The following is a 20372-nucleotide window of genomic DNA, read 5'->3' as shown; positions in this document are numbered from 1 at the left end:
GAGTCCTCCCTGGTCATCCTGCCCACGACGGTGGCCGGTCATGGCGCCCGCGAGCAGCGGAAACGGAAGGCGGGCGGGCGCGGGCGGCGTCTCGGGGCGGTACCTCGGTACACTGCGGGACCCGGCGCACCGGCGCGCCGCTCACCGATGGGCCGTACGCCCTGCCGCGCCTCCCGCCGCACCGGCGCAACCGGCTCCCGCGCCCCGGCGCCGCCCGCCCACCGGCGGGATTACGACGTCCGATTCCCGCCAGCCGCGGCGCCCGCGCGGCCGCACAGTGGAGGTGACGGATGAGCCGGTGAACGGCACGAGAGCACAGAGAAAGGGGCCGGACCATGACGGCCACGACGGTCCACACCACACTCGCCAGCCCGCTCGGCGACCTGCTGCTGGTGGGTGAGCCGTCCGCCACCGCGCCGGGCGGCACGGCGCTGGCCTCCCTGTCCGTACCGGACCAGAAGGGCGGCGCCACGGTCCCGTCCGGCCGGACCCGCGCCCCCGCGGCCTTCACGGAGATCGCCGCCCAGCTGACCGCCTACTTCGAGGGCGGGCGCACCCGCTTCGACATCGAGTACGTCCCGGGCGGCACCCCCTTCCAGCAGCGCGTCTGGCAGGCCCTGGAGGCCATTCCGTACGGCGAGACCTTCACCTACGGCGACATCGCGACCCGAATCGGCGCCCCACGCGCCGCGGTCCGCGCCGTCGGCACCGCCATCGGCCGCAACCCCCTCCTGGTCGTCCGCCCCTGCCACCGCGTCATCGGCGCCAACGGCACCCTCACCGGATACGCGGGCGGCCTGCACCGCAAGGAACAACTGCTGCGCCTTGAGGGCGCGGCATGCGTGACGGGGACTCTCACGGGGTGAGCCGGGGTTCGGTCCGGCCGCCGTCGATGAGCGCCGACAGGCCGTCGAGGAGCGACCGCAGCCCGAGTTCGAAGAGGGCGTCGAGGTCCAGGTCGTACCCGGCCGCACCGCAGCTCTCGACGACCCGCGCGAAGGTCGGGTAGGCGCCGGAAGCGATCAGCCGGGTGAGGGCGGAGGTCTGGGTGTCGAGCCACTGCTGGTCCGACAGCCCCGTGGCGCCCCGGGCCTGCGCCTCGCGCTCCAGGTGGACGGCCAGGCCCTGCACATGCCCGTACAGCAGCACGTTGAAGTCGAGCATGGCCGCCGGGTCGAGGCCGTGCCCGTCGAGGGCGCTGAGCATCCACTCGGAGTAGGCGAGCATGTTGGGCAGCAGCAGCGGCCTGGTGAGCGGCCCGGTCTGGGCCAGCCAGGGATGCGCCCGGTGCAGCGCCCACAACGCCCGGGCGCCGGCCTCCAGCCGGGCCCGCCAACCGACCGGGTCCTCGGCCGGACGTGACAGTTCCCCGAGCGCCGTGTCGGCCATCAGCAGCACCAGGTCGTCCTTGCCGTTCACGTAGCGGTACGGCGACATCGCGGCGGTGCCCAGGCGCGCGGCGACGCTCCGCATGGACAGCGCTGCGAGGCCTTCCGCGTCGGCGATGGCGATGGCCGCACGCACCACACCGTCACGGCTCAACTCGCGCTCCGGGCCGGGCACTTCGCCGACACGCCGGGCCACGCCGGGGCGCCCTCGGGCGGGCGCCACCACGGCGCCGACACGCGCTTGGGTGCGCACCGCCCCCTCTTGCCGCAGGGCGGTCAGCGCCTTGGTCGCGGTGGCGAGGGCGACGTTCCATTCCCGGGCGATCTGCCGGGTCGACGGGATCCGGTCCCCCGGGGTCAGCTCACCCTCCGCGATGCGTCGCCGGATGTCGTTGACGATGCGCTGGTAGGGCGGGGTGCGGTGTGCGGTCACCGGTGTGTTCCTCCATACGCGGCCGTATGCGCGGCTGCACACGCAAACTGTACTAGTACAGACACTAGCAGGAAGGAGGGCGTGAGCGGCTGGCTCTGAGCTAGTGCAGCAATAACTACAGGCGTACTGAGGGAACTTGGCGGGGCGGTGCGTACGGCGTACATTCAGCGCGTACACCGTACAGAGGAGTTGCGATGCAGACCGTTTTCCCGCGTCCGGCGCACACCCGGACCGTGCTCATATCCGGCGCGAGCGTCGCCGGGCTCGCTCTCGCCCACTGGCTGCGCCGCCGCGGCCACGCGCCGACGGTGGTCGAGCGGGCTCCGGCCGTACGGCCGGGCGGGCAGGCGATCGACGTGCGCGGCGCGGCGCTCGGCGTCCTGGACCGGATGGACCTGCTGGCGGCAGCACGCGCGTCGCGTACCCGGATGCGCGGGATGTCGATGCTCGACGCGGACGGCAACGAGCTGTGGCGCTCGACGGAGATGACGCTCAGCGGCGGCCGGCTGGACGGCGACGACATCGAGCTGCTCCGCGACGATCTGACGGGCCTGCTGTACGAGCGGGCACGGGACGGCGTCGAGTACCTCTTCGGGGACTCCATCGCCACCCTCGACCAGCACACGGAGGGCGTCGGCGTCACCTTCGAACACGCCGAGCCGCGGGACTTCGACCTGGTCGTCGGGGCGGACGGGCTGCACTCGAAGGTGCGCGCCCTGGTCTTCGGACCCGAGGAGCGGTGCGTCCGTCATCTCGGGGCGTACGTCGCCGTGTTCGCGGCGGACAACTTCCTCGGCCTGGAGGACTGGCAGGTATGGGTCCAGGACGACGGCCGCGCGAGCCTGTGCGTCTATCCGGCGCGCGGCAATACCGAGATCAGGGCCACCCTCGGGTTCCGGTCGGAGCCCATCGGGCTCGACCACCGGGACACCGGCCGGCAGAAGGCGGTCATGACCGAGCGGCTGGCCCATCTGGGCTGGGAGACGCCCCGCCTGCTGAAGGCCATGCGCGAGGCGCCGGACTTCCACTGTGACGCGATGGCCCAGGTTCACCTGGACCGCTGGACGGACGGCAGGGTCGCGCTGGTCGGCGACGCGGGGTATTGCGCTTCGCCGCTGTCCGGCCAGGGGACCAGCCTCGCACTGGTGGGCGCGTACGTCCTGGCGGCGGAACTGGGCCGGGCGGACGGCGGGCACGGCGCGGCGTTCGCCCGCTACGAGCGGCGGATGCGGCCGTTCGTGGCCCGCAACCAGGCTCTGGCCACGGAGCACATGGCCGGTGCTGCCGGGGAGGCGGCCCTCGACTCGGCGAAGAACGCGATCGCACTCGACGGGTGACAACGCCACAGCACGGGCCGCCGCTTTTCCGGCCGCTTTTCCGGCAAGGGAAAACGGCGCCAAGCCCCCCAGACCCGGCGCCGTTCCGCCTGCCGCTCCTCCCTTCCCCCCACCACCCGCGTACGCGGGCCGGGAGGAGCGGCCGGATGGTGGCCGGCCCGGGTCGGGCGATCCCCCGCATCACCCGCCCCGGGCAGCCGCGACCGGCGCCCGTCCCGCGCGGGGACGAGCTCCCGAAGCCCTGCCGAGTATATTGGCTCGGAGCCAGTCAACGCAGGGGCTGCACCATGACCGTTTTCGAGCGGCTTCCCCATGGGCCCCGGAACCCCGGCGCGCATCGCCACACCACTCGTCTCCCGGCACATCGGGCGCGGCTGCCGCAGCCGTTTTCGTACACTTGAGCGAACTCGATGGCGATGGGTCGCCACGACGGGCGAAGGGGCGGGGCGTGAGTGGCACGGAGGGACTTGCGGCGGTGGGCGAGGGGACGTATGCGCTGCGCAATGTGGGCAGCGGGCTGCTGCTGGAGGTCGAGGACGGCCGCAAGGGCAGTGGGGCGAATGTGCGGCAGGGGAAGGACGACGGCTCACCGGGGCAGCTGTGGCGGATCACCGAGGTGCACCCGGGCAGCGGGCTGCGGCATCTGACCAACGTGGGCAGCGGCAAGCGCCTGGACGTCACCGGCGCCTCCACCGAGAACGGGGCCAACGTCCAACAGTGGAAGGCCAACAACTACGGCGCGCAGGAGTGGCTGCTGGAGCAGCACGTGGACGCGCCCGGCACCTTCACGCTGACCAACTACGCCAGCGGTCTGCTGCTGGAGGTCGCGGACGACGGCACGGAGCCGGGGGCCAACGTCCAGCAGTGGGAGGACCGGGACCGCGCGGGTCAGTGGTGGCGGCTGGAGAGCCGCTGACCTGCCGCACTCCCCACGTCCGGGGCCGCCCGGCCCGCCCTCAGAACCCGGCGGCGCGCTCGATGCGGTCGAGCAGCCGGTGGCGGCGTACGGCGTGGGCGAAGTCCGGTGCGTGGCGGGTGCCGTTCGCGAGGTCGGCGCGGATCTGCTCGTAGGCATGGGCCACGGTGTACGCCATCTCCGTGCCACGGCCGGCGAGCGCGGGCAGCGTGGAGTACACGGCGGGGACCGGCAGTTCGGTGAGCGCGGTGTCCCTCCCGCGGGCGCCGTGCACGGTCACCTGGCCGAACTGCAGGTGGCCGGAGTCCCCGGTGAGCAGCAGATCGCCGTCGGTGCCGTTGATCTCCCAGTGGAAGTTGGTGGCGCGGGACAGGCCGCCACGGAAGTGGACCGAGGCCACCGCGCCGCCTTCGAGTACGCCGCTGACGGCGATCTGGTCCGGCACGTCCGTCCGGGCCGGCTCCCCGGTCACCTCGTTGCACACCTTCGGGCGGCGGGTCGCCAGGGTGGCGTCGAGGTCGGTGAACTCGCCGAGTGCCATGGTCACGGCGTCGATGGTGTGGCCGAAGGGGATGGTGAGCATAGAGGCGCCGTTGGTGCGGTCGAGGAGGTATTCGGCGCCCGGCTCGAACTCCGCTCCCCAGCGGCGGCCCGAGGCGATGACGCTGGTGGACAGGACCTCGCCCACGTACCCGTCGGCGATCAGGTCCCGTACATACCGGATCTGGGGCGCGGAGCGGGCCTGGAGGCCGACGAAGGTGCGGACGCCCTTGGCCTCGGCGACGGCGGCCAGTTCCTCGGCCTCCGCGAGGCCGTTGCCCAGCGGCCATTCGCTGAGCACCATCTTGCCGGCTTCGAGGGCGGTCAGGGCCAGTTCACGGTGGTGCGGGACCTTGACGGTGACGACCACGAGATCCACCTCGTCGCGCCGTACGAGTTCTTCGGCACTGCCGAAGGCCAGCGGGATGCCGTACTTCTCCCCCGCGGCCCGGGCCGACTCCGGCGTGCTGGCGGACAGGGCGCGGACCTCGAACCCGGGTACGGCGGCGAGCGCGGGCACGTGGGCGCGGGCGGCCCAGCCGCCGGAGGCGCTGAGGCCGATGATGCCGACGCCGATGGGGGCGGAGGGGGTACGGGGAGGCATGGCGGAGTCCTTTCGGCGGGTGGTGGGTGGCGCGGCGGCGTGCCGTCTGCCGTGCCGGGGCGAGCAGTGATCACGACAGTAGCCCATGTTCACTACGAAGTGAACATGGGCTACTTCGGCGCCGGGTCCGGGTGGGGGATACTGGGGCGCATGGCCAGCCGTACGTCCTCCCCGCTGCTCCATCCCGACGAGCGGGACTTCGACCTGTTCGCCGTCATGAACGCGCTCACCGACCCGGTCCGGCTGAGCATCGTCCTCAGGCTCGCCGGCGAGTCGGCGGTGCCCTGCGGCACCTTCGACCTGCCCATCGCCAAGTCCGCCCTCAGCCGCCACCTGCGCGTGCTGCGCGAGGCGGGCGTCATCAGCCAGCGGGACGAAGGCACCCGCCGGGTCAACTCCCTGCGCGCGCAGGAGTTGGAGCGCCGCTTCCCCGGCCTGCTCGAACTCGTCCTGAAGGAAGGCGCCGGGCGCGGCACGCCGCAGCCGGTCCCCGCCTGACGGATTCCGGTCGTTCCGAGCGCCGCGTCCCGCCTCCCCGGCGGGGCGCGGCGCTTTTTCGCTTGCCGCCCCTAGGGCTCCTAGGTTAAAACTAGGCGCCCTAGGTAACGCTGGCGGACAAGGACGTACGGAGGGCATATGGCGCGGGCCGGGCTGACGGCGGAGCGGGTGACGCGGGCGGGAGCCGAGCTGGCGGACGAGGTCGGGCTCGACCAGGTGACCATGGCGCGGCTGGCGCGGCGGCTCGGCGTAAAGGACGCGAGCCTGTACGCGCACGTCCGCGGGCTGGAGGACCTCCGCGGGCGGATCGCGCTGCTGGCCGCGGACGAGAAGACGATCCGTATCGCGGAGGCGACCGCCGGGCGCGCGGGCAAGGAAGCGCTCGTCGCGTTCGCCAACGCCTGGCGGGAGTACGCCCACCAGCACCCGGGCCGCTACACGGCGACGCAGATCCCGATCGACATCGACCCCGAGCTGGCCGCGAAGGCGCCCGGACCGCGGCGTGCGGTCGAGCTGACGTACGGCATGCTGCGCGGCTACGGCCTGGCCGAGCCCGACCTGACCGACGCGGTCCGGCTGTTGCGCAGCACGTTCCACGGCTTCGTGGCCCTGGAGGCCGCCGGTGGTTTCGCGCAGGCGCGCCCGCCGCAGCGTTCCTGGGACCGCACACTCGACGCCCTGCACGCCCTCCTGGAGCACTGGCCCTCACCCGGAGAAGGAGACTCCTCATGACCGACCCGACCACCGGCAGGCTGCGCGTGAACGGCGCGACCCTGCATTACGAAGTGCGCGGCCGGGGCCCGCTCCTGCTGCTGATACCCGGGGGGACGGGCGGCGCGGCGGCCTTCGACGGCATCGCCGACGCCCTGGCCGCCACGTACACCGTCGCGGCCTACGATCCGCGCGGCCTGGGCCGGAGCCCGCTGGACGATCCCGATGCCGGGCAGCGGGTGGCCGAGCACGCCGAGGACGCGGTCCGGCTGCTGGAACTGCTGTCGCCCGGCGAGCCGGCCCGGGTCTTCGGTTCCAGTTCGGGCGCGATCGCCGCCCTGCACCTGCTCACCGCCCATCCCGAACGGGTCGAGCGGGTCGTGGCGCACGAGCCGCCGGTGGTGGAGGTCCTGCCGGACGCGTCGGCGCACCGTGCGCTGATCGCCCGCGTACAGGAGACGTTCCACAGCCAGGGGCTGATGCCGGCGATGGCGGTGTTCGCCGCGGGGCTGAGGAAGGACGGCGAGAGCGCCGGGCCGGCGCCCGCGCCCGGACTTCCGCCGGAGGCCGCGGCGCGAGCCGAACAGACACTGGCCGGCCTGCCGTTCTTCGTCAGCCGCATCGTCCCCGCCTTCATGTCCTACGTACCGGACGTCGACCGGCTCAAGGCGCTGCCGGACCGGTTCGTCCTGGCCGGCGGGCACGATTCGCGCGGCGAGCTGCCCTATCGTGCGGCAGCCTTCCTGGCCGAGCGGTGCGGTACGGAGCTTCGGCAATTCCCCGGCGGGCACGTCGGTCTGACCACGCACTCCGCCGAGTTCGGGGAAGCCCTGGAGAAGGCTCTGAGCATCTGAGTACCTTGCCCGGCCGGCCGTCGGGCGCACGGCGCGGCGACCGACAGCCGCTCCCCCTCCCGGTGCAGGTCCGGGAGGGGGAGCGCAGGTGCGGAGCATCGTCGTGCTCAGGCGGTCAGCTGCACCTCGGTACCGGCCGCCGGTGCCGCGCCCTTCGTCCGGCGCGTGGCGTCCGCCATGCGGGGTGCGGTCGCGAGCTGCTGCCGGGCGACGGCGAGGGCGTCCTCGGGCCGGCGGGTGCCGGTGGAGACGCACAGTGTGTAGGTCACGTCCTCCAGCTGCCGGCGCGATGCGTCGGTGCCCTGCTCCGCGTGGTGAGTCCGCAGCGTCTCGTAGCGCTGGACAAGGTCCCGCAGGACCGCGGGGTGGGCCATCAACACGTGTCGTCCTCTCCTCGGCGTAGGGGTTTCCGCAATCGGGGCAAGCATCAGGCCTCGGCGCACAGCCCCGTACGGAGCTTGCCGAGGGTCCGGGCCAGCAGCCGGGAAACATGCATCTGGGAGATGCCGAGCGCCTCCCCTATCTTCGACTGCGTCATTTCCTGGCCGAAGCGCATTTCGATGATCTGGCGCTCCCGCTCGTCCAGTTCCTGGATCAGCGGGGCGAGAGCGTGCAGGTTCTCCACGGTCTCGATGGCCGGGTCCGTCTCGCCCATGGTGTCGGCGACGGTACGGGCCTTGCCACTGGCCGGGCCGTCGTCGGACTGCTCGTTGGGCGAGTCCAGGGAGCCCGCGGCGTAACCGTTGGCGGCGATGAGGCCGTCCAGGACCTCTTCCTCGGTGATCTTCAAATGGGCGGCCAGGTCCTTGACCGTGGGGTCGCGGTCGAGGGTGCCGGCGAGCTGCTCCTTGGCCTTGGCGATCTCGACCCGCAGTTCCTGGAGGCGGCGCGGCACGTGCACCGCCCAGCTGGTGTCGCGGAAGAAGCGCTTGATCTCACCGACGATGTACGGGACGGCGAAGGAGGTGAATTCCACCTCCCGGGACAGGTCGAAGCGGTCGATCGCCTTGATGAGGCCGATCGTGCCGACCTGGATGATGTCTTCCATCTCGCCGCTGCCGCGGTTGCGGAACCGGCTGGCGGCGAACCGCACCAGCGACAGGTTCATCTCGATGAGCGTATTGCGCGCGTACTGGTATTCGTGCGTGCCCTCTTCGAGGACCTGGAGCCGGTCGAAGAACAGCTTCGACAGCTCGCGTGCGTCCTTGGGGGCGATCTTGCCCGCGTCCTCGACCCACGGCAGTCCCTCGGCAACGCCCGCTGTTCCGCCCGACGGCCGGTCGGTGCCGGCCGCCTGATCGAGCTCCACAGTCTGCACTGCTGCCGTTGTCATGACTCGCCCTTTCCTGATGTCGACGACGATGCTTACGACCGGGTTCCCCATTCGGCACCGGTCATTCCTCACAGATCAAAAACAATCGTCGCAGGTGGTGGACGTGGCGGCGGGTTCAGGCCAAGGGGCGGGAAGGGGCGGGCCGTTCGGATGTTGTCGCAATAGCCGTGAACTTGGGCAGACTATGGCAAATCTCTATAGGGGTCCGCCCCTTCCCGTCCGCTTCACGCCGAGGACTCCGTCGCTCCCGGGGCCGCCGGGGGCGTCCCGCTGAACGCGTCCGCCGGAATGTTGGGCATGGCCTGGCTGGTGATCCGGTAGCGGCCGTCGAGGGGCTCCTCGGCCCGGGTCACGTGAACGGTGAGCGGGCCGGCCCATTCGTAGTGGTGCTCCGCGGCGTGCCGGGCCAGTACGTCGGTCAGCTCCTGGCCGACCTGCGCTTCGCGCTCGCCGAGCTGTTCGTGCACGGCGGGGGCGAGTTCCACTTTGTAGGCGTTGGGGACGAGCACCCGGTCGTGGGCGGCCACCACGGCGTGGCCGTCGCACTCGCGTCGCAGGTCGTCGCACAGCTCGACCGGATCGTTGCCGAGCACCTTGTCGACCAGCGCACTTTCCCAGTGCTCCACCGTCTTCTCCATGCGCGTGAGCAATCCCATGCCGGCCGGGTGCCCGGTTCGCGGTATCCCATTCGGCGCGGTGGACGGCGGCGGGCGACGACCCGCGGTCCGCGTGGTTCCCGTACCGCTTACGGGTGTTGGATCTCCGGCGGGGCGGGCGCCGCGGGAGCGGGCGGGGCTTCCGGGGCGTCGAACGGCGGCGGTTCCTCGGCCGTCCTGGACTTCGGGCGGGCCGGCCGCGGCGCGGCGGGAGCCGACGGCGGGGCCGGGGTCCCGGGTACGGCCGGAGCCGGCGGCGGTACGGGGGCCTCGGGCGCGGCCGGCCGGGGCGGTGCCGGCATGCGGGTCCCGGATTCGTGGTTCTCGTGGGAACCGGATTCGTGGTTCTCGTGGGAAGTGGACATGGTGTTCTCCTTTTCGGTTGCGGGCCGGAATCGCGCTATTGCGTGACGCGGCGGGCGAACGACCGCATGGCGAGCCAGACGAATCCCGCCGCGCCCACGGCCAGGGCCGTGAGGAAGGCCCAGGTCGGCATGTGGCCGACCTGGGGTGTGAGGACGGCGCGCAGGCCCTCGTTCATGTAGACCATCGGGTTGAGGAGCACGGCGATCTGCAGCCAGGGGGTGCCGTCCAGCGACGACCACGGGAAGTAGACGCAGCCGAGCATCATCGCGGGGAACATCACGAGGGTGAAGAGCACCTGGATCTGGCGCGGGTCGATACGGGTGGCCAGGTACATGCCGATCGCGGCGGCCAGCACCGCGCCCGCGAGCAGGACGAAGACGAGCATCGGCCAGTTGGCGACCGACACGGCGGGCCCCTGCCCCTGGGCGTGCACCAGCAGGACGACCGGGAAGACGAGGACGCCGGCCACCAGGCCCTCGACGACGGCGGAGAGGATCTTCTGCAGCCCGAGCACCCGGACCGACACCGGCGCGAGCGCCCGGTCCTCGATGGCGCCGGGCCCGGACAACTCCATGACCAGGGGGAAGGTCACCGCGGCCATGGCCTGGAGGACCATGGAGGAGCCCACCAGGCCCGGCACCATGATGGTGGAGAAGGCCTCTCCCCCGGGTCCTGCCCCGCCGCCGCCGACCTTCGGCAGCACATAGGCGAAGACGAAGACGAACAGCAGCGGCTGGATGACGATGCGCACCGCGCTCATCACGAAGTTGCGGCGCAGCACCCGGGCGTCGCGCGCCATCATGGCCGTGAAGGTGTGCAGCGTCCGGCTCCGGACGGCCGGTGCCTTGGTCAGTACGGTGGTGGTCATTCGCGGAACTCCCGTCCGGTCAGGGTCAGGAACACGGTTTCCAGGCTGGGGCTGATCTGGGACGCGTCGAGGACGGTGAGCCCGGCCTTGGCGGCCAGCGCGACCAGGTCGCTGAGCACGCCGTCGGCGTCCTTGGCGAAGACCCGTACCTGTCCGTCCGCCGCCTCCACCCGGTCGGCGTGCGCCATCGCGTGCACCGCGGCGAGGTCGAAGTCGCCGCCCTGGTAGACGACGGTGACAACGGTCTCCGCGCCGATCGAGTCGCGCAGCGCCTTGGCGCTGTCGCAGGCCAGCACCCGGCCGTGGTCGATCACGGCCAGCCGGTCGCACAGCGTCTCGGCCTCTTCCATGTGGTGCGTGGTGAGCAGGATGGTCTGCCCGTCGGCCTGGAGTCCGCGCAGAATGTCCCACAGGTGGAGGCGGGACTGCGGGTCGAGGCCGGCCGTCGGCTCGTCGAGGAAGAGCACGTCGGGGCGGTGCACCAGGGCCCGCGCGATCATGACGCGTTTGAGCTGTCCGCCGGAGAGCTCGAAGACGCGGGCCCGTCCCCGGTCGGTCAGGCCGAAGAGCGCGAGGAGGTCGTGCGCCCTGGCGCGGGCGGCGCGGCGGCCGAGGCCGAAGTAGCGGCCGCGGAATTCGAGGTTCTCGGCCACGGTCAGCTCGATGTCGAGGGTGTTGTCCTGCGCCACCACGCCGATGCGCCGTTTGACCGCCACCGGGTCGGCGGCCACGTCCAGGCCGCAGATCTCGGCGCGGCCCGCCGAGGGGCGGGCCATGGTCGTCAGCATGCCGATGGTCGTGGACTTGCCCGCGCCGTTCGGGCCGAGCAGTCCGAAGAACTCTCCTTTCGGCACGCTCAGTGAGAGGCCGCGCACGGCCTCCACCGCGCCGCCCGGCCCTGGATAGCTCTTGCGCAGGCCGTCGGCGTGGATCGCCAGGTTGCCGGACATCCGGGCACCTTCCTGTTGTCGCCGCCCGCTCGGTGCGGGACGTGTTCCGGTGGAATGGGTCATGGCGCCGGGCTCGCGTCCCGGTGCGGGCGGCCGTCCGCCGCCGTGGGCGGGTCGATCCGGAGGCGGCCGAGTTTCGCCGCGGGTTCCGCCGCGACCTGTCGCAGTACGCCGGTCAGCTGGGCGGCGAGCACCTCGACGGCCGGCCGTCCGAACAGGTCGGCGCGGTACCAGATGACGCCCTCCACACCGGCCGGGCCACCGTCCGCCGACCTCAACTCCCGCAGGGTGAAGGCCAGTTCACTGCGCGCCGCGCCGCGGTTGCGGTGGGCGGGCCGCACCGGGTCGGCCGTGAGGCCGGGCAGGTCCCAGGGCGGTTCCGGCAGGTTCTCCATGCCGATGATCATCTGGAAGGGCCGGTGTCCGAGGCGTTCCTCGACCGGCTGGGACGGCAGGTCCTCGTGGGCGTACGCGGCGAGGTCGGCCTTGCGCACCCGGCGGACGAGGTCGGCGAACGCCGGGTCGCCGCCCGCGTCGGCGCGCAGCACCAGGTGGTTGGCGAACAGGCCGACCACATCGCTCGTCGCGTCGTCGGCGCGCCCGGCGGAGACGGTGCCCATCGGGACGCTCTCGGCGCCGCGCCGCGCCCACAGGGCGGCGACAGCCGCCCGCAGCACCATGAACAGGGTGGCGCGCTCGCGCCGGGCGGTTTCCAGCAGGGCCCGGTGCGCGGCCTCGTCCACCGCAAAGGTGACCTGGCCGCCCTCGCCGGTGGGCGGGTCCGCCGGTGTCCGGTCCGGGGCGAGCAGGGGCCGCTCCGGCAGGTCGGCGAGGACGCCGGTCCAGTACGCGAGGCGGCGTCCGAACGGGCTGTCCGGGTCGTCGAGGCGGGCCAGCTGCTCGTGCTGCCGTACGGCGAAGTCTGCGTACTGGAGGGGCAGCGGGGCCCATCCGGGTTCGCCACCGGCCGCCCGCGCGGTGTACGCGGTGGACAGGTCGCGGGCGATCAGCCCGGTGGACCAGCCGTCCGCCGCGATGTGGTGCACCACGATCTGGAGCACGTGGTCGTCGGGTGCGAGGGTGAAGAGGGTGGCCCGGCAGGGCGGCCCGGTGGCGAGGTCGAAGGGGCGGGCGTGGGCCGCGTCCAGGGCCGCGGCCAGCTCGTCCTCGGTGGCGGGGACGGCGGGGAGGGTCACCGGGGCGGGCTCGGTGACGATCTGTCCGTCGGCCTCCGTGAAGCGGGTGCGCAGGGATTCGTGGCGGGCGAGTACGTCGTTCCAGGCCGCTTCCAGGGCGTCCGGCCGCAGCGGGCCGCCGAGCCGTACCGTCAGCGGGATGTTGTAGCGGCTCTCGCCGGAGAGCATCGAGCGCTGACCGGGTGTCAGCGGGATGGTGTCGGGGCGCGGTCCGGCGGCCGGCGCGGGCTGCGCGGTGGCCGCGGCCAGGTGGACGGCCAGTGCGGCCGGGGACGGCGCCTCGAACAGTTCGCGCACTTCCAGGTCCTTGCCGAGGACGGCCTGGACGCGTCCGGCGAGCCGGACCGCCAGCAGCGAGTCGCCGCCGAGGTCGAAGAACCCGTCCTCCGCGCCGACCCGGGCGACGCCCAGGATCTCGGCGAACAGGGAGCACAGGATCTCCTCCACGGGCGAGTTCGGGCCGCGGCCGCGGTACCCGGCCGGGTGGTCCGGGGCGGGCAGGGCGGCCCGGTCGACCTTGCTGTTGGCGGTCAGCGGCAGCTCGTCCAGGGCCACCGTCGCCGACGGCACCATGTAGTCGGGCAGCCGCTCGGCCGCGAAGTCCCGTACGCCCGCGGCGTCCCCCACGACGTACGCGACCAGCCGCTTGTCGCCCGGCCGGTCCTCCCTGGCCAGCACCGCGACCTGCGCCACCCCGGGGCACCGGGCGAGGACGGCCTCGATCTCGGCCGGCTCGATCCGGAACCCCCGGATCTTGACCTGGTCGTCGGCCCGCCCGAGGAAGAGCAGTTCCCCGTCGTGGTTCCAGCGGACCAGGTCGCCGGTGCGGTACATCCGCGCGCCGCCGTCGTACGGGCACGCCACGAACCGTTCCGCGGTCGGCCCCGGGCGGCCGAGGTAGCCCCGGGCGACGCCCTGTCCGGCGATGTACAGCTCGCCGGTGACATCGGGCGGGACCGGCCGGAGCGCGGCGTCCAGGACGTAGACCCGTACCGCGTCGCGCGGGCCGCCGATCGGGAGGACGGCCGGGGCCGGGGCGCCGGGGCCCACGGCGAACGTCGTGGCGCACAGCGTGGTCTCCGTCGGCCCGTACAGATGGCTGACGGTGAGGTCGGGGCAGGCGTCCCGGACGCTCGCGACGGCCTCGGCCGGTACCGCGTCGCCGCCCGTCAGGACGTGCCGCAGCCCGGCGAAGCACTCGGGCGTCTCCTGCGCGAGGACGCGGAAGAGGCCGGCCGTCAGGTGTACGGCCGTCAGCCCGTGGTCGGTGACCAGGCGGGCCAGCGCCTTCGCGGTGAGGTCGTCCGGGGGCGCGATCACCACGCGCCCGCCGTTGAGGAGCGGGACCCACAGTTCGAGGGTGGAGGCGTCGAAGGTGTGCGGCGCGTGGAAGAGGACGCGTCCGGTGGCGATGCCGTCCCAGCAGGCGTCGGCGGCGAGGGCGGTGATGTTGCCATGGGTGGCGATGACGCCTTTGGGCTCGCCGGTCGTGCCGGAGGTGTACATCACGTACAGGCCGGAGTCCGGTGTCACGGTGGCCGGGAGCGGGGTGTCGGCGCGGTTGCGCAGGGCGTCCTCGACGTCGGCTTCGGTCAGGACGGCGGCGGGCGCGGCGTCGTCGAGCAGGGCCCGTACCCGCTTGGCGGGCAGGGCGGTGTCCACCGGTACGGCGACCGCTCCCGCCTTGGCCGTGCCCAGCAGCGCGACGACGAGTTCGGGCGAGCGGTCGAGGGTGACCACCACCCGGTCCCCCGGCCGGGTGCCGGCGGCGTGCAGGTGCCGGGCGACCTGGTCGGCCCGCGCGTCCAGGCAGGCGTACGTCAGGGTCGTCCCGCCGGAGACCAGCGCGATGTCGTCCGCGTGCTGCCGTGCGGTCCGCGCGAACAGCTCGGGGACGGTCGTCGGCGGGGGGCCCGCGGCGCCGGTGTTGACGCCGCATAGCAGCCGTTCGGCTTCGCCGTCGACGAGGATGTCGATGTCACCGGCCGTGATGTCCGGGTCGGCCGCGAGCTGGGTGAGGATGCCGACGAACCGGGCGGCCAGGAGTTCCGCGCTGCGGCGGTCGATCAGCTCCGGGCGGTGGGTCAGCAGGAACAGCAGCTCGGGGCCCGGGAAGGCGGCGAGGCTGAGCGGGTAGTGGCTGACGTTGTGGGCGCGTACGGGGGTGAGCTTCAGCGGCGGCCCCTCCTCCTCCGCCAGGGGGCCGCGCGGGAAGCTCTCGTAGACCAGCAGGCTGTCGAATTCCGCGCCGGGCCCGCCCGCGCGCTGGATCTCGCTGAGTCCCAGGTACTGGTGGGCGATCAGGGCGCCCTGCCGGGTCTGCACATCGGCGAGCAGTTCGGACACCGGCCGGTCGGCCGTCAGCGGCACCCGTACGGGAATGGTGTTGATGAACAGCCCGAGCATGCTCTCGACGCCGCGCAGTTCCGCGGGGCGGGCCGCGACCGTCGCGCCGAACACCACGTCGTCCCGGCCCAGCAGGCGGCCGAGGAGGAGCGCCCAGGCGCCCTGGACGAAGGTGTTCGGGGTCAGACCGGAGCGGCGGGCCAGTTCGGTGAGCGCTTCGGTGGCGGGCCGGTCCAGTTTCGCGGAGACCTGTTCGTGTCCGGCGGAGGGTGCCGGACGGTTCGCGGACGGTGTCAGCAGTGTCGGTTCGCGCAGTCCGGCGAGGTCGGCCCGCCACGCGGCGCGGGAGGCTTCCTTGTCCTGGGCGGCCAGCCAGCCGAGGTAGTCGCGGTAGGGCGGGACGGGCGGCAGGCCGGACGGGTCGCCGCCCGCCTCGTAGAGGGTCCACAGCTCGTGCTGGAGCGTCGGCAGTGACCAGCCGTCCATCAGGATGTGGTGGTTGGTGCAGATCAGCCGGTGCCGGTCCGGTGCGAGGCGCAGCAGCATCAGCCGGAGCAGCGGCGGTACGGCCAGGTCGAAGCGCCGTACGCGGTCCTCGTGGGCCAGCCGTTCCGCTTCCGCGAGGGCGGCCTCGGGCGGCCGGTCGCTCAGGTCGGCGTCCCGCCAGGGCAGCTCGACCCGGGCCGGGATGACCTGGACGGGCTGTTCGAGGCCCGGCGGCTGGCGGAAGCAGGCCCGCAGGGTGGCGTGCCGGGCCACCAGCGCCTGCCAGGAGGCGCGCAGCGCGGCCGTGTCGAGGTTGCCTTCGATGTCCACGGCGTCCTGGACCACGTAGGCGTCCTCGGCCCGCTCGTCGAAGAGGGAGTGGAAGAGCAGTCCCTCCTGGAGCGGTGTCAGCGGCCACACATCTTCTATGCGGCGTTCCACGGCATACCTCCCGTACCGGGTATTTCGTTGAAGTCGTCCTCAAGGGCCTCCAGCTGACCGAGCGTCAGGTCGACCAGCGGCAGGTCCGAGGGGGTCAGGCCGCCCGCGTGCGGGGCCTCGCCGAGCGCGGCCAGCCCGGCCAGCAGGGTGGTCCAGCGGTCCGCCAGGCACTCGGCCCCGTTCTCGGACAGGACCCCGTCCAGCCACGAAACCAGCAGCACCAGCTCCGGGCCGGTGTCGCCGTCGCGGACCAGGCCGCCGAACTCCAGCGCGTGCAGGGCGGGCAGCTCCGGGTCTGCGTCGGCGCCCATGGCGCGGGGGCCGGCCGGCTGCCAGTCGCCGGTGTCCGGGCCCGCGACGGCGAACCGTCCCAGGTAGTTGAACCCGGCCGACGGCGTGGGCAGCTCCCCGTACGTCTGGGCGGCCTGCTCCTTGACGCGCTTGAGCAGCCGGTCGGCGGCCGGACCGCCCGCGCGCACCTCGTCGAAGTCGGTGACGCCCGCGTCCAGGCGGACCGGGCGCAGGGTGGTGAACCAGCCCACCGTCCGCGACAGGTCCAGGCCGCCGTCGCGGCCGTGGCCTTCCACGTCCAGGACGACCGGGCCCGGCCGGTCCTCGGTGAGGGCCGCGGCGAGCGCGGCGAGCAGCACGTCGCCGGTGGTCGCGTGGAAGGCGGCGGGCACGGTGGTCAGCACCGCGGCGGCCGTCCGGGCGGGCACGGTGAACGTGCGCTGCCGCATCTGCCCTTCGGTGCCCTGGACCGGCCCGGCGGCCCGTGGCCGGTAGGCGTCCGCCGTCTGCCGGGCGTACGTGCGGAACGCGGCGGCGACCGGCGCGAGCTCCGCGTCCGGCTCGGCCCAGGCCGCCGCGAGGTCCGGCAGCAGGATGCGCCAGGAGACCGCGTCGAAGACCAGGTGGTGCACGACGATCACGAGCCGTCCGGACCGTCCGCTCCCCCGGTCGAACCAGACCGCCCGCAGGGTGGTGCCGGTGCGCGGGTCGAGCCGGCCGGACGTCGCCCGCGCCTCCGCGTCGATCAGGTCCTCGAAGGCCTCGCCCGTCAGTCCCGTGGCGTCGACGCGCCGGACGCGGTCCGGTACGGGGGCCGCGTCGCCGACTTCGAGGTACGGTTCCGCGCCGTCCGGGACGACCAGGCGGGCCCGCAGCATGGCGTGGTGGTCCACGGCCTTCTCGACGGCCCGGGTCAGCCGGTCGAGCCCGGCCCGCGCCGGGACACGTACCACGGTCCACTGCGCGAAGCGGGCGGCCAGCACGTCCGGTCCGCCGCGCGCCGCCAGTTCCCGCATGATCGGGGTGAGCGGGACGACGCCGTGGCCGTCCTCGTGCCGGACGTCGTCCTCCGTGACGGGCCGGGCGATCAGGGCGAGCGCTTCCGGTGTCTTGTGCTGGAAGACCTCGGCGGCGGTGATCCGGTGCCCGGCCTTGGCCGCGCGGGCGACGAGCAGCAGGGAGATGATGCTGTCGCCGCCGAGCTCGAAGAAGTTCGCGTCCGCGGCGACGGGACCGGACGGTTCCGTGTCGTCGTCCGGTGCCCCGAGGCCGAGGAGTTCCGCGAAGAGGTGGCAGAACAGCGTCTCCAGCGGGGTGCGGGGCGCGCGTCCGGCGGAGGCCGCCGTGTAGTCGGGGGCGGGCAGGGCGGCCCGGTCGACCTTGCTGTTGACGGTCAGCGGCAGCTCGTCCAGCACCACCGTCGCCGACGGCACCATGTAGTCCGGCAGCCGCTCGGCCGCGAAGTCCCGTACGTGTGCGGGGTCCCCGACCACGTACGCCACCAGCCGCTTGTCGCCCGGCCGGTCCTCCCGCGCCAGCACCGCGACCTGCTCCACGCCCGGGCACCGGGCGAGCACCGCCTCGACCTCCGCGAGCTCGATCCGGAACCCCCGGACCTTCACCTGGTCGTCGGCCCGCCCCAGGAAGACCAGGTTCTCGTCCCGGTCCCAGCGCACCAGGTCGCCGGTGCGGTACATGCGCCCGCCCCGGTCGTACGGGCACGCCACGAACCGTTCGGCGGTCGGCGCGGCCCGCCCCAGGTAGCCACGGGCGACACCCTCGCCGGCGATGTACAGCTCGCCGGGCACGCCCACCGGGACGGGGCGCAGGAACCGGTCCAGGGCGTAGACCCGGGTGCCGTCGCGCGGGCGGCCGATCGGCAGCACGGCCGGGGCTTCCGTACCGGGCGGGAGGGTGTGGGTGGTGGCGCAGAGCGTGGTCTCGGTCGGTCCGTACAGGTGGTGCAGGGTGACGTCGGGGCAGGCGTCGGCGACCCGGGCGACCGCCTCGGGCGGCACCACGTCACCGCCGGTCAGCACGTGCCGCAGACCGCCCGCGAAGCACTCGGGCGTCTCCTGCGCCAGCGCCCGGAACAGTCCGGCCGTGACGTGCGCCGCCGTCACCCCGTGCTCCGCGACGAGCCCGGCGAGCGTCGCGCCGTCCATGTCCACGGCGGGCGCGACCACGACGCAGCCGCCGCCGAGCAGCGGCACCCACAGTTCGAAGGCCGAGGCGTCGAAGGCGTGCGGCGCGTGGAACAGCACCCGGCCCGTTCCGATGTCCCCCCAGCAGGCGTCGCGCGCGAGCGCCGCCGCGCCGCCGTGGGTGACCATGACGCCCTTGGGCGTCCCGGTCGAGCCGGAGGTGTACATGACGTACAGGCCGGAGTCCGGCGCCACTCGTACCGGGGGCGGCGACGCGGGGAAGCCGTCGAGCACGTCGGCCGCCGGCACCTCGGTCACCACCAGCGCGGGGGCCGCGTCCTCCAGCAGGAACCGCACCCGCTCGGCCGGATACGCGGTGTCCACCGGTACGAACACGGCGCCCGCCTTGGCGGTCCCGAGCAGGACGGTCACCAGTTCGGCGGTCCGGGGCAGCAGCACCGCCACCCGGTCCCCCGCGCCGACCCCCTGGGCGTGCAGGTAGTGCGCGAACCGGTTCGCCCGCGCGTCGAGTTCCCCGTAGGTGAGGGACAGCGCGCCGGACACAAGGGCTGTCGCGTCCGGGTGGCGGGCCGCGGCCTGTTCGAACAGGCCGGGCACCGTCCGGCCGGCGGCACCGGTCCCGGGCCGCCCGACGTTCACGCCGGACACCAGCCGCTCCCGCTCACCGTCCAGCAGGAGATCGAGGTCGCCCACCCGGGCCCGCGCATCGTCGGCGAACCGGCCGAACACCGCCACCAGGCGCTCGGTCAGCGCCTGCGCGGTGGCCGGGTCGAAGAGGTCGGTGGCGAACTCCAGCAGGCCGTCGAGGCCGCCCCCGTCCGGCCGTTCGCGCAGCACCACCGACAGGTCGAACTTCGAGCTGGTCAGCCCCACCGGGACGACCTCGGCGTCCAGGCCGGGGGCCGCGAAATCGGTGCCCGGCGCGTTCTGGAGGGCGAAGGCGACCTGGAACAGCGGGTGCCGGGAGAGGGAGCGGACCGGGTTCAGTACGTCCACCAGGTGCTCGAAGGGCAGGTCCTGGTGGGTGTACGCGGCGAGGTCGGCCTCGCGTACCCGCCGGACCAGTTCGGTGAAGGCGGGGTTGCCGCTGACGTCGGTGCGCAGCACCAGCGTGTTGAGGAAGTTGCCGACCAGCCCGTCCAGGGTCTCGTCCGTACGGCCCGCGATGGGCGTGCCCAGCGGTACGTCCTGCGCGCCGCCCAGCCGGGACAGCAGCGCCACGACGGCGGCCTGCGCGACCATGAACAGCGTCGCGTCGCACTCGCGCGCGATCTCCTGGAACCGCCGGTGCACGGTGCCGTCCAGTGTGAACGGCAGCATCGCGCCCCGGTGACTGGCCGTCGCGGGCCGGGGCCGGTCGAAGGGCAGCTCCAGCTGTTCCGGCAGGTCGGCGAGGGTCCGGGTCCAGAAGTCGAGCTGCCGTCCGAAGAGGCCGTCCTCGGTGTCCTGGGCGAGGAGTTCGCGCTGCCAGAGGGTGAAGTCGGCGTACTGGACGGGCAGCGGCGCCCAGCCGGGCGCACGGCCCTCGGCCCGCGCCGCGTAGGCGGCCGACAGGTCACGCATCAGCACGCCCATGGACCAGCCGTCGGCGGCGATGTGGTGCACGACGATCAGCAGCACGTGCTCGTCCGGTGTCACTTCGAAGAGCGAGGCGCGCCAGGGGAGTTCCCTTTCGAGGCGGAATCCGCGGGCGGCTTCGGCGGCCATGGCGGCGTCCAGTGCCTCGTCGGGGACGGCGGACATATCGATACGGGCCGGTACGGCGGACAGGATTTCCTGATGGGCGCTGCCGCCCTCGTCGGGGTACTGGGTCCGGAGGGTTTCGTGCCGAGCAACCACATCCCCCCAGGCTGCTTCGAGCGCTGCGGTGTTCAGTTCCCCGGTCAGGCGAATGGCGAGCGGAATATTGTTGGTCGGGCTGGGGCCTTCCAGGCTGTGCAGGAACCACATCCGCTGCTGACCGAACGACAACGGCATCGGGTCAGGGCGTTCC

16 protein-coding genes are annotated in these 20372 nt (G+C 73.2%); 6 read left to right on the top strand and 10 right to left on the bottom strand.

Features of this window, described 5'->3' with window-relative positions; translation table 11 throughout:
* The first annotated feature begins 335 nt into the window (after nt 1-335).
* Nucleotides 336-866, top strand: coding sequence for a methylated-DNA--[protein]-cysteine S-methyltransferase (locus IH45_RS0133985; protein ID WP_030677597.1), 531 nt, complete (start codon nt 336-338; stop codon nt 864-866).
* Here IH45_RS0133985 and IH45_RS0133980 read toward each other — a convergent pair.
* Nucleotides 856-1821 carry a TetR/AcrR family transcriptional regulator C-terminal domain-containing protein gene (locus IH45_RS0133980; protein ID WP_030677594.1) on the bottom strand — a complete coding sequence of 322 codons (966 nt, stop codon included), beginning with the start codon at nt 1819-1821 and terminating at the stop codon, nt 856-858. The genes IH45_RS0133985 and IH45_RS0133980 overlap by 11 nt on opposite strands.
* Before the next feature lie 194 nt (nt 1822-2015).
* Here IH45_RS0133980 and IH45_RS0133975 point away from each other — a divergent pair, with 194 nt between their 5' ends.
* Nucleotides 2016-3158, top strand: a complete 1143-nt coding sequence (locus IH45_RS0133975; protein WP_030677592.1) for an FAD-dependent monooxygenase — start codon at nt 2016-2018, stop codon at nt 3156-3158.
* A 448-nt stretch (nt 3159-3606) separates the two neighbouring features.
* Nucleotides 3607-4074 (top strand): RICIN domain-containing protein, encoded by a 468-nt coding sequence (locus IH45_RS0133970; RefSeq protein ID WP_030677590.1) that lies wholly within the window; start codon nt 3607-3609, stop codon nt 4072-4074.
* 40 nt (nt 4075-4114) lie between these two features.
* On the opposite strand, the gene IH45_RS0133965 is transcribed toward IH45_RS0133970, so the two are convergent.
* A complete protein-coding gene (locus tag IH45_RS0133965; RefSeq protein ID WP_030677588.1) occupies nt 4115-5218 on the bottom strand; it encodes a Gfo/Idh/MocA family protein in 1104 nt (367 codons plus the stop codon).
* 150 nt (nt 5219-5368) lie between these two features.
* Here IH45_RS0133965 and IH45_RS0133960 point away from each other — a divergent pair, with 150 nt between their 5' ends.
* The 3 genes from IH45_RS0133960 to IH45_RS0133950 all read left to right on the top strand — a co-directional run bounded on the left by IH45_RS0133960 (nt 5369) and on the right by IH45_RS0133950 (nt 7281).
* Nucleotides 5369-5716 carry an ArsR/SmtB family transcription factor gene (locus IH45_RS0133960; RefSeq protein ID WP_030677586.1) on the top strand — a complete coding sequence of 116 codons (348 nt, stop codon included), beginning with the start codon at nt 5369-5371 and terminating at the stop codon, nt 5714-5716.
* Between the two features lie 138 nt (nt 5717-5854).
* A complete protein-coding gene (locus tag IH45_RS0133955) occupies nt 5855-6448 on the top strand; it encodes a TetR/AcrR family transcriptional regulator (protein ID WP_030677584.1) in 594 nt (197 codons plus the stop codon).
* A complete protein-coding gene (locus IH45_RS0133950) occupies nt 6445-7281 on the top strand; it encodes an alpha/beta fold hydrolase (protein WP_030677582.1) in 837 nt (278 codons plus the stop codon). The genes IH45_RS0133955 and IH45_RS0133950 overlap by 4 nt, the downstream gene beginning before the upstream one ends.
* A 107-nt stretch (nt 7282-7388) precedes the next feature.
* Here IH45_RS0133950 and IH45_RS0133945 read toward each other — a convergent pair whose 3' ends face one another.
* The 8 genes from IH45_RS0133945 to IH45_RS0133910 all read right to left on the bottom strand — a co-directional run bounded on the left by IH45_RS0133945 (nt 7389) and on the right by IH45_RS0133910 (nt 20356).
* Nucleotides 7389-7655, bottom strand: a complete 267-nt coding sequence (locus IH45_RS0133945; RefSeq protein ID WP_324607971.1) for a DUF5133 domain-containing protein — start codon at nt 7653-7655, stop codon at nt 7389-7391.
* A gap of 53 nt (nt 7656-7708) precedes the next feature.
* On the bottom strand, nt 7709-8614 hold the full coding sequence (locus tag IH45_RS0133940; protein ID WP_050515375.1) for an RNA polymerase sigma factor SigF: 906 nt from the start codon (nt 8612-8614) through the stop codon (nt 7709-7711).
* A gap of 224 nt (nt 8615-8838) precedes the next feature.
* Nucleotides 8839-9270 carry a DUF3662 domain-containing protein gene (locus tag IH45_RS0133935; RefSeq protein WP_050515374.1) on the bottom strand — a complete coding sequence of 144 codons (432 nt, stop codon included), beginning with the start codon at nt 9268-9270 and terminating at the stop codon, nt 8839-8841.
* A gap of 89 nt (nt 9271-9359) precedes the next feature.
* Nucleotides 9360-9635, bottom strand: a complete 276-nt coding sequence (locus tag IH45_RS1000000149025) for a hypothetical protein (RefSeq protein ID WP_030677562.1) — start codon at nt 9633-9635, stop codon at nt 9360-9362.
* Between the two features lie 35 nt (nt 9636-9670).
* The gene (locus IH45_RS0133925) at nt 9671-10504 is read right to left on the bottom strand and encodes an ABC transporter permease (RefSeq protein WP_030677559.1); all 834 of its coding nucleotides are present in this window, start codon (nt 10502-10504) and stop codon (nt 9671-9673) included.
* Nucleotides 10501-11454, bottom strand: coding sequence for an ABC transporter ATP-binding protein (locus IH45_RS0133920; protein WP_030677556.1), 954 nt, complete (start codon nt 11452-11454; stop codon nt 10501-10503). Before IH45_RS0133920 ends, IH45_RS0133925 begins: the two co-directional genes overlap by 4 nt.
* 59 nt (nt 11455-11513) lie before the next feature.
* Nucleotides 11514-15923, bottom strand: coding sequence for a non-ribosomal peptide synthetase (locus tag IH45_RS0133915; RefSeq protein WP_078897907.1), 4410 nt, complete (start codon nt 15921-15923; stop codon nt 11514-11516).
* On the bottom strand, nt 15908-20356 hold the full coding sequence (locus IH45_RS0133910) for a non-ribosomal peptide synthetase (RefSeq protein ID WP_050515372.1): 4449 nt from the start codon (nt 20354-20356) through the stop codon (nt 15908-15910). The genes IH45_RS0133915 and IH45_RS0133910 overlap by 16 nt, the downstream gene beginning before the upstream one ends.
* Nucleotides 20357-20372: the final 16 nt, after the last annotated feature.

The sequence above is a fragment of the Streptomyces rimosus subsp. rimosus genome (assembly GCF_000720725.1).
GTDB lineage: Bacteria > Actinomycetota > Actinomycetes > Streptomycetales > Streptomycetaceae > Streptomyces > Streptomyces rimosus_A.
Note: the sequence above shows the minus strand (reverse complement) of the source record. Positions and strands in the feature narration are given on the sequence as shown.